The organism is Neisseria weixii (assembly GCF_042658245.1).
GTDB classification, from domain to species: Bacteria; Pseudomonadota; Gammaproteobacteria; order Burkholderiales; family Neisseriaceae; genus Neisseria; species Neisseria weixii.
The window spans coordinates 69,009-75,179 of the sequence record NZ_JBHSPY010000010.1 but is presented as its reverse complement, the minus strand read 5'-3'; the positions used below and the strand labels follow the sequence as shown (position 1 = coordinate 75,179).

Sequence of the window (6,171 nt, the reverse complement as noted above, 5' to 3'; positions counted from 1 at the left end):
AACCCGTCAACCCAAATCCAACACCATCCCCTGACAAAATCATCAACCCGCTGTTTTACAATCAGATTTAATCCTTACTAAATTACAAAAATCTCAAAACCCCATACCAAACAGCAGCCACTCAATCAACATAGGCCGTCTGAAATCAAATTTTTCAGACGGCCTATGTCTATACTTCATGATATAGTGGCAATATTCCATTTCTTTTTAGTTATAGATACAAATTTTATTGATATGAGCAAACACATTCTATTGGGCATCAGCGGCGGCATTGCGGCTTATAAATCTTGCGAACTGGCACGCCTACTAAAAAAACAGGGGCATTCGGTTACCGTAGCGATGAGCCGTTCAGCAACAGAATTTGTGTCGCCGCTGACTTTTCAAGCATTAAGCGGCAATCCTGTTTTATTTGATACCCACACCGGTGAATCGGGTGGTAACGGCATGGCACATATCAACTTAACGCGAGAAGCCGATGTTTTTGTAATTGCGCCGGCAACCGCCAACACCATTGCCAAAATCGCCAACGGTATTGCAGATAATTTATTAAGCAACCTCGCCGCCGCACGCAAATGCCCAATGGCCGTGGCCCCTGCAATGAATGTAGAAATGTGGTTCAACCCCGCCAATCAGCGCAATATTAAGCAACTGGTTTCAGACGGCATCACCGTGTTTCAGCCCAGCAGCGGCGAACAGGCTTGCGGCGAAACCGGTGTCGGACGCATGCCGGAAGCAGTAGAGCTGGCTGATTTAATCCCCGATTTATGGACACCCAAAGCCCTTGCCGGCAAAAAAATCCTGATGACTGCGGGCGCAACTTTTGAAGCCATCGATCCCGTTCGCGGGATTACCAATATTTCCAGCGGGCAAATGGGCATCGCATTGGCACGTGCTTGCCGCGCAGCCGGTGCAGAAGTCACCTTAATCTACGGTCAAATTCAGACGGCATTCCCTGCCGGTTTGCACCATATCCAGCAGGCAGTCAGCGCAGAAGCCATGTATCGCGCCGTACACCAGCATATAGAAAAACAAGACGCCTTTATCTCCGTTGCCGCCGTTGCCGACTATAAAGTGAGCAATGCCAGCAAACAAAAACTGAAAAAAGACGGCAGCGGCAAACCGCCCGTTATCGAACTTGCCGAAAATCCCGATATTCTTGCTTCGGTGGCTGCGCTACCTCATCCGCCATTTTGTATCGGTTTCGCCGCCGAAAGTGAAAACGTATTGGAATATGCCCGCACCAAACGCCTACGTAAAAACATTCCGATGATTGTTGCCAACCAAGTATCGCAAGCGATGGGCAAAGCCACCAATCAGATTACGATTATTGATGACGGACAAGAAACCACGTTCCCCGAAAGCAGCAAACAGCAGGCTGCCAAAGAGATTGTGAAGCGTTTGGCCGAACTGATTTAACGGTTTTTAAATAAAAATGCCGTCTGAAACATTCCGATTTCGTTTTTTCAGACGGCATTTCGTAATCACAATTCACTTAGCTTTTCCACCACACGATAGTTTACCCCGTCAAACACGGCAAAATGCTTTTTCGCGCACGCAATTTTTTGCTGTTCTTCCAAATACAATTTAGCCAAATCTACGCCGTCTTGAATGCCTTTGCCTGTATTTTTGGTTTCGGCAACAAAGTAAACTTTGTCATGGTGATTCATCACAATCGCCCAATCGGGATTGTAATGGCCAATCGGCGTAGGAATTTTAAACCAATCGGGCAATTTGAAATACAAACGCACATCTTCATGGCTTTCACATTGTCGGGCAAACGTGTTTTCTGTGCCGGAATCCAGCGAAATATAATCCGCAAAAATCGTTTTATCGGCATTTTCAATGGCGAAAGTATGCTCATTTTTAAAAAATTCCGCGCCGTTTTGTTCCAAATCGCGCCAACGGGCCAAACTTTGCGTGTATGCCGTTTGATCTTTCTCAGGCTGTCTTAAATACTCAATGCCGTCAATCATCAAACCATGCAATGCCAACAAAATTTTCTCGCTAACCAAATCCACAAAACGTTGCGGATTATTCGTCAATTCGCCAATCCGCTCGGATTGCTGGATAATCTCAAAAATCGTTTGGCGCGTGAGTTGCGTTTTGCGTTGGATTTCATACAACACATCGGGTATTTCCCAATCATTTTCCAGCGCATGATTGTGCGAATACATTTCTTCGCCCCAAATGCCGTCTGTTTGCGTTTGCTTGAGTTTGGCTTTTTGCACGACTAATTGCGCTTTTTGAATAGGCGGCATATTTTTAATCAATTTGCAGGCTGCCTGAATCAAATGCTCGCGTTCAAATGCCACTTGGTAACGGGTTTTGCAACACAATTTCTGCCAAATTGCCAAAAATTCAGGGTCTAGCGTAAAACCTTTGCGATACGTCTGCCGGGTTCTGTCACTCGCCTTTTTCACGCCGCCGTTACCAAATTGGATACCGCATTCTTCTTCGTATTCTTTTTGCAGATTGGCGGCAAAACTTTCATAGCTTTCATTCGGAATCACGGTCAGAATATTCACGCCGTCATCGCGCACCCGCTCTCCTTTTTGATTAACCGCCAAGCGCAAACCGCGCCCGATTTCCTGCCGTTTTTTAATCGGCGAACGTGTTTCGTTGAGCGTACAGATTTGAAACACATTCGGATTGTCCCAGCCTTCTTTCAGCGCGGAATGCGAAAAAATAAAGCGCAATCTGCTGTCAAACGACAACAATTTTTCCTTATCTTTCATAATCAGATTGTAAGTGTCTTCATCGGCTTTGCTGTTGCCGTTGGTGTCTTTGTCCTTGCCTTTGTCTTGCGAAAAATAGCCGTCATGCACACCGTTTGCACTTTCGCCCGTTTCGCGCTCGTAAATTTCCGCAAACCAACGCGCAAATTTGCTGTTTTCACGATAATTCGCCACTTTATCAATAAAAAACAACGATAAAACCTTAATCCCTTTCGGGTTTAAACGCTTCTCTTTTTTCAAATGCTCTTTAATCGTGCATTCCATCTGCTTTTTCATGATTTCGTCGCGGATTAAATCATCGCCTTCGCCCAGCGTGATGATTTGGCCGTTTGATAACGCCATTTCGCCCGATTCCGCGTCCAAGCCATTAACAATAAAACCGTGCCGGTAACTTTCATTACCGCCTGATTTGTCAAACAAATCATCGCCAGAAGACACGCTGACCGTTTTCTTTTTCACTTCTTTTTTATTGAAATGAATGTCCACTTTGGCAGCCAGCTTTTTCTTGCCCGCCACAAACTCTTTCAGCACCACATACGCGCCATTCACATCGTTTTGCGCCAATACAGGTTCTACTTCAATCTGCTTCACCAATTTTTTGTTATAGGCTTGCACGGGATTTAAGCTGTAAATTTTGTGATATGGATTTTTATGCGTGGCGGAATAACGCAACACAAACAAAGGGTTTAACGAATCAATCGCTTGTTTTGCCAAATCGGTTTCCATATTTTGCGGTTCGTCCACAATCACAATCGGGTGGGTTTGGCTGATTTGCAAAATAGGGGCTTCGCCGCTTTCATTGGCGCGGTTAATCACATTGCCGTCTTTTTTGAATGCGTCAATATTCATAATCAAAATATCGATGTGCGTGCCGGTGGCAAAGCTGCGCAAGCGGTTCAAACGGTCGCTGCTGTACACCGAATGGGTAAAATGCACGCCGTCAAAGGCCGTCTGAAAATGCGCCGTCATCGCGCGAATGCTCTGCAACACGCCTTCACGAATCGCCACGCCCGGCACGACAATCACAAATTTCCGCCAACCGTATTGGCGGTTCAATTCAAAAATCGTCCGCAAATACACATAAGTTTTGCCTGTTCCCGTTTCCATTTCTACGGAAAAATTCAAGCCGTGTTCGCCGATTTGCGTTTCAGGCAGACCGGAATCTTTTTGCACTCCGTTTAAATTTTTGCCGATTCCGTCCAACGGCAAAACGCGCCGATTGCCCACAACAGGCGAAAAACCCGACTGCAAAGCAAAGGTTTGCTTCTGATTGGGTTCGCCCTGAAACAAACGCACCACCGCGTTAACGGCTTCGTGCTGATAATCCAACTGTTCAAATTTCAATTCCATCCGGCACTCCCGTTACAGCGTTTCAAAGTCAATACCGGCATCTTTAAACTGCAAGGCGGCATTGGTTTTCAGCGCATCACCGCCTGCAAACGCTTTATCCAGCGCAAACACTTTCACAGGATTCTGCGCCGATACCTCCGACAACAGGCCGTCTGAAACTGTTTCCAGCAGCAAAGCCGTTTTGCGGTTGCCGTTTTCATTATCCAGCCACACCACGCCGTCTGAAAAAACCATCGGGTCGGTCAGCTTGAAGCCCAAACGCAAGGCCAGCTCGTAAGCCATGTTTTCGGCGGTGGCGTGCGGTTCGACGACATCGCGGAAGATTTCCAGCTGCGCTTCAAGGCCGTCTGAACTGCGATCGGCGGGGCTGCGCCATTGTTTGAAATGGCTTTCGGTTAATTTAAACACTTTGAAACCCGTGTCCACAGTAGGTCGGGCATTGATGCCCGACACCGCGCCCGCAGCAGTATCCGCATTTTCAGACGGCATATTTTGTCGGGCATCAATGCCCGACCTACGGATTTGCGCGCCTGCACGGCGGATGCGTTCTTTGGCAATTTCGGCGATGTTGGCGAAACCGGCTTTACGCGCTTCGGATTTTTCATCCGTTTCTTCGGGAAGCTGCACACAGATATAGCGGCGGTTGCCGCCGTCTTCGGCATTCAACTGCATCACGGCGTGGGCAGTTGTGCCGGAGCCTGAAAAGAAATCCATAATGATGCCGTCTGAATTTGAACCAATTTTTAACATTTGTGCTAATAATGTTGTTGGTTTTGGCGTGTCAAATGGTGCTTTGGAATTAAAAAGATTTTGCAATTCTTTGTTGGCGGCATCATTGTGTCCAACTTCTTCAAAATTCCACCACGTTGTTGGCACTCTGCCTTGTTGAACTTCATTTAAATATCTTTTTAATTGTGGTGCTCCTAAACCATCTTTCCCAAAAAATATGCGATTTTCCTTTAACCAAATTTCCATTGTGGATTGACTTGCCCGCCACGAACTTCCTTGTGGGGGAAAGAATTTTTCCCCTGTATTTGGATTTGTAATGGGATATACTGCACTGGCAGAAAATGATTTAACTAATAAATTATCGCTTCGCCATAGACCCTTTCCATCTTTATCATCGTTTTTATAGGGTTTATTTTGAGCCTCTGTTCGTGGAAGTAAATTTCTTTCAAATTCAGAACTTTTTTGATAAACCAAAATGTAATCGTGTAAGGTAGAAAATCCTTTTGCGTCATTTGTTGCAGCGTATTTTTTCTGCCAAATCACATCAGCCACAAAATTCTCCGCCCCAAACACTTCATCACACAGCAATTTCAACTGCGCCTGTTCGTTGTCATCAATCGAGATAAAAATCACGCCGTCTTCGCGCAACAGCGTTTTCGCCAGATGCAGGCGCGGCAGCATCATGTTGAGCCAGTTGCTGTGGTAATGCCCGCTGTCTTTGCCGTTTTTGCGGAACGCGCCTTGGAATACGCCGTCGCGTTTCAGGTAGCCTTCCTGATCTTTGTCGCCCACGCGGCGGGCGTATTCGTCGCGGGTTTCGGCGAATTTGTCGGGATAGACAAAGCTGTCGCTGCCTGTGTTATAGGGCGGGTCGATGTAAATCATTTTGACTTTGCCCGCGTAAGATTTTTGCAGAATTTTCAGGGCTTCCAAATTTTCTGCTTCGATAAATACGTTTTGCGTGTCGTGGAAATTTACGCTTTCGGCAACGCAGGGCGCAAGCGTGTTGAATGTGGGCGATTGCAAGGTGCGGTAGGCATCGGATTTGCCTGCCCAGCCCAGTTGATAGCGTTCGTTTTGGGCGCAAAGATTGTCTTCGCCCAACACTAATTTGAGTTTTTCAAAATCAATTTGGTTTTCGCTGAAGACTTCAGGAAAGAGGGATTTGAGTTTGGCAAGATTACCGTTTAATATCGTATTCGGGTTTTCAGTCGGGCAGTCTACCCCCCCCCCCGCGAATATTTTTAACTTCTTGATTATTCATAATATTTTCCTTAATTTTTTTGATTTTAAATGCCGTATGAATTTGTCGGGTAAACATACCCGACCTACGCACCCTGTCTTGTTGTATTTAGCG

At 46.2% G+C, this 6,171-nt stretch carries 3 protein-coding genes; 1 reads left to right on the top strand and 2 read right to left on the bottom strand.

Going from position 1 to position 6,171, the window contains the following annotated elements; translation table 11 throughout:
• Positions 1–234 precede the first annotated feature (234 nt).
• Positions 235–1,416 (top strand): bifunctional phosphopantothenoylcysteine decarboxylase/phosphopantothenate--cysteine ligase CoaBC, encoded by a 1,182-nt coding sequence (gene coaBC, locus ACFPVS_RS06980; protein ID WP_378595525.1) that lies wholly within the window; start codon positions 235–237, stop codon positions 1,414–1,416.
• Between the two features lie 65 nt (positions 1,417–1,481).
• On the opposite strand, the gene ACFPVS_RS06975 is transcribed toward coaBC, so the two are convergent.
• Together ACFPVS_RS06975 and ACFPVS_RS06970 are read right to left on the bottom strand one after the other, a co-directional pair.
• Complete coding sequence (locus ACFPVS_RS06975; RefSeq protein ID WP_096295553.1) at positions 1,482–4,085, bottom strand: restriction endonuclease; 2,604 nt, start codon at positions 4,083–4,085, stop codon at positions 1,482–1,484.
• Between the two features lie 12 nt (positions 4,086–4,097).
• A complete protein-coding gene (locus ACFPVS_RS06970) occupies positions 4,098–6,056 on the bottom strand; it encodes a site-specific DNA-methyltransferase (RefSeq protein ID WP_378595526.1) in 1,959 nt (652 codons plus the stop codon).
• Positions 6,057–6,171 lie beyond the last annotated feature (115 nt).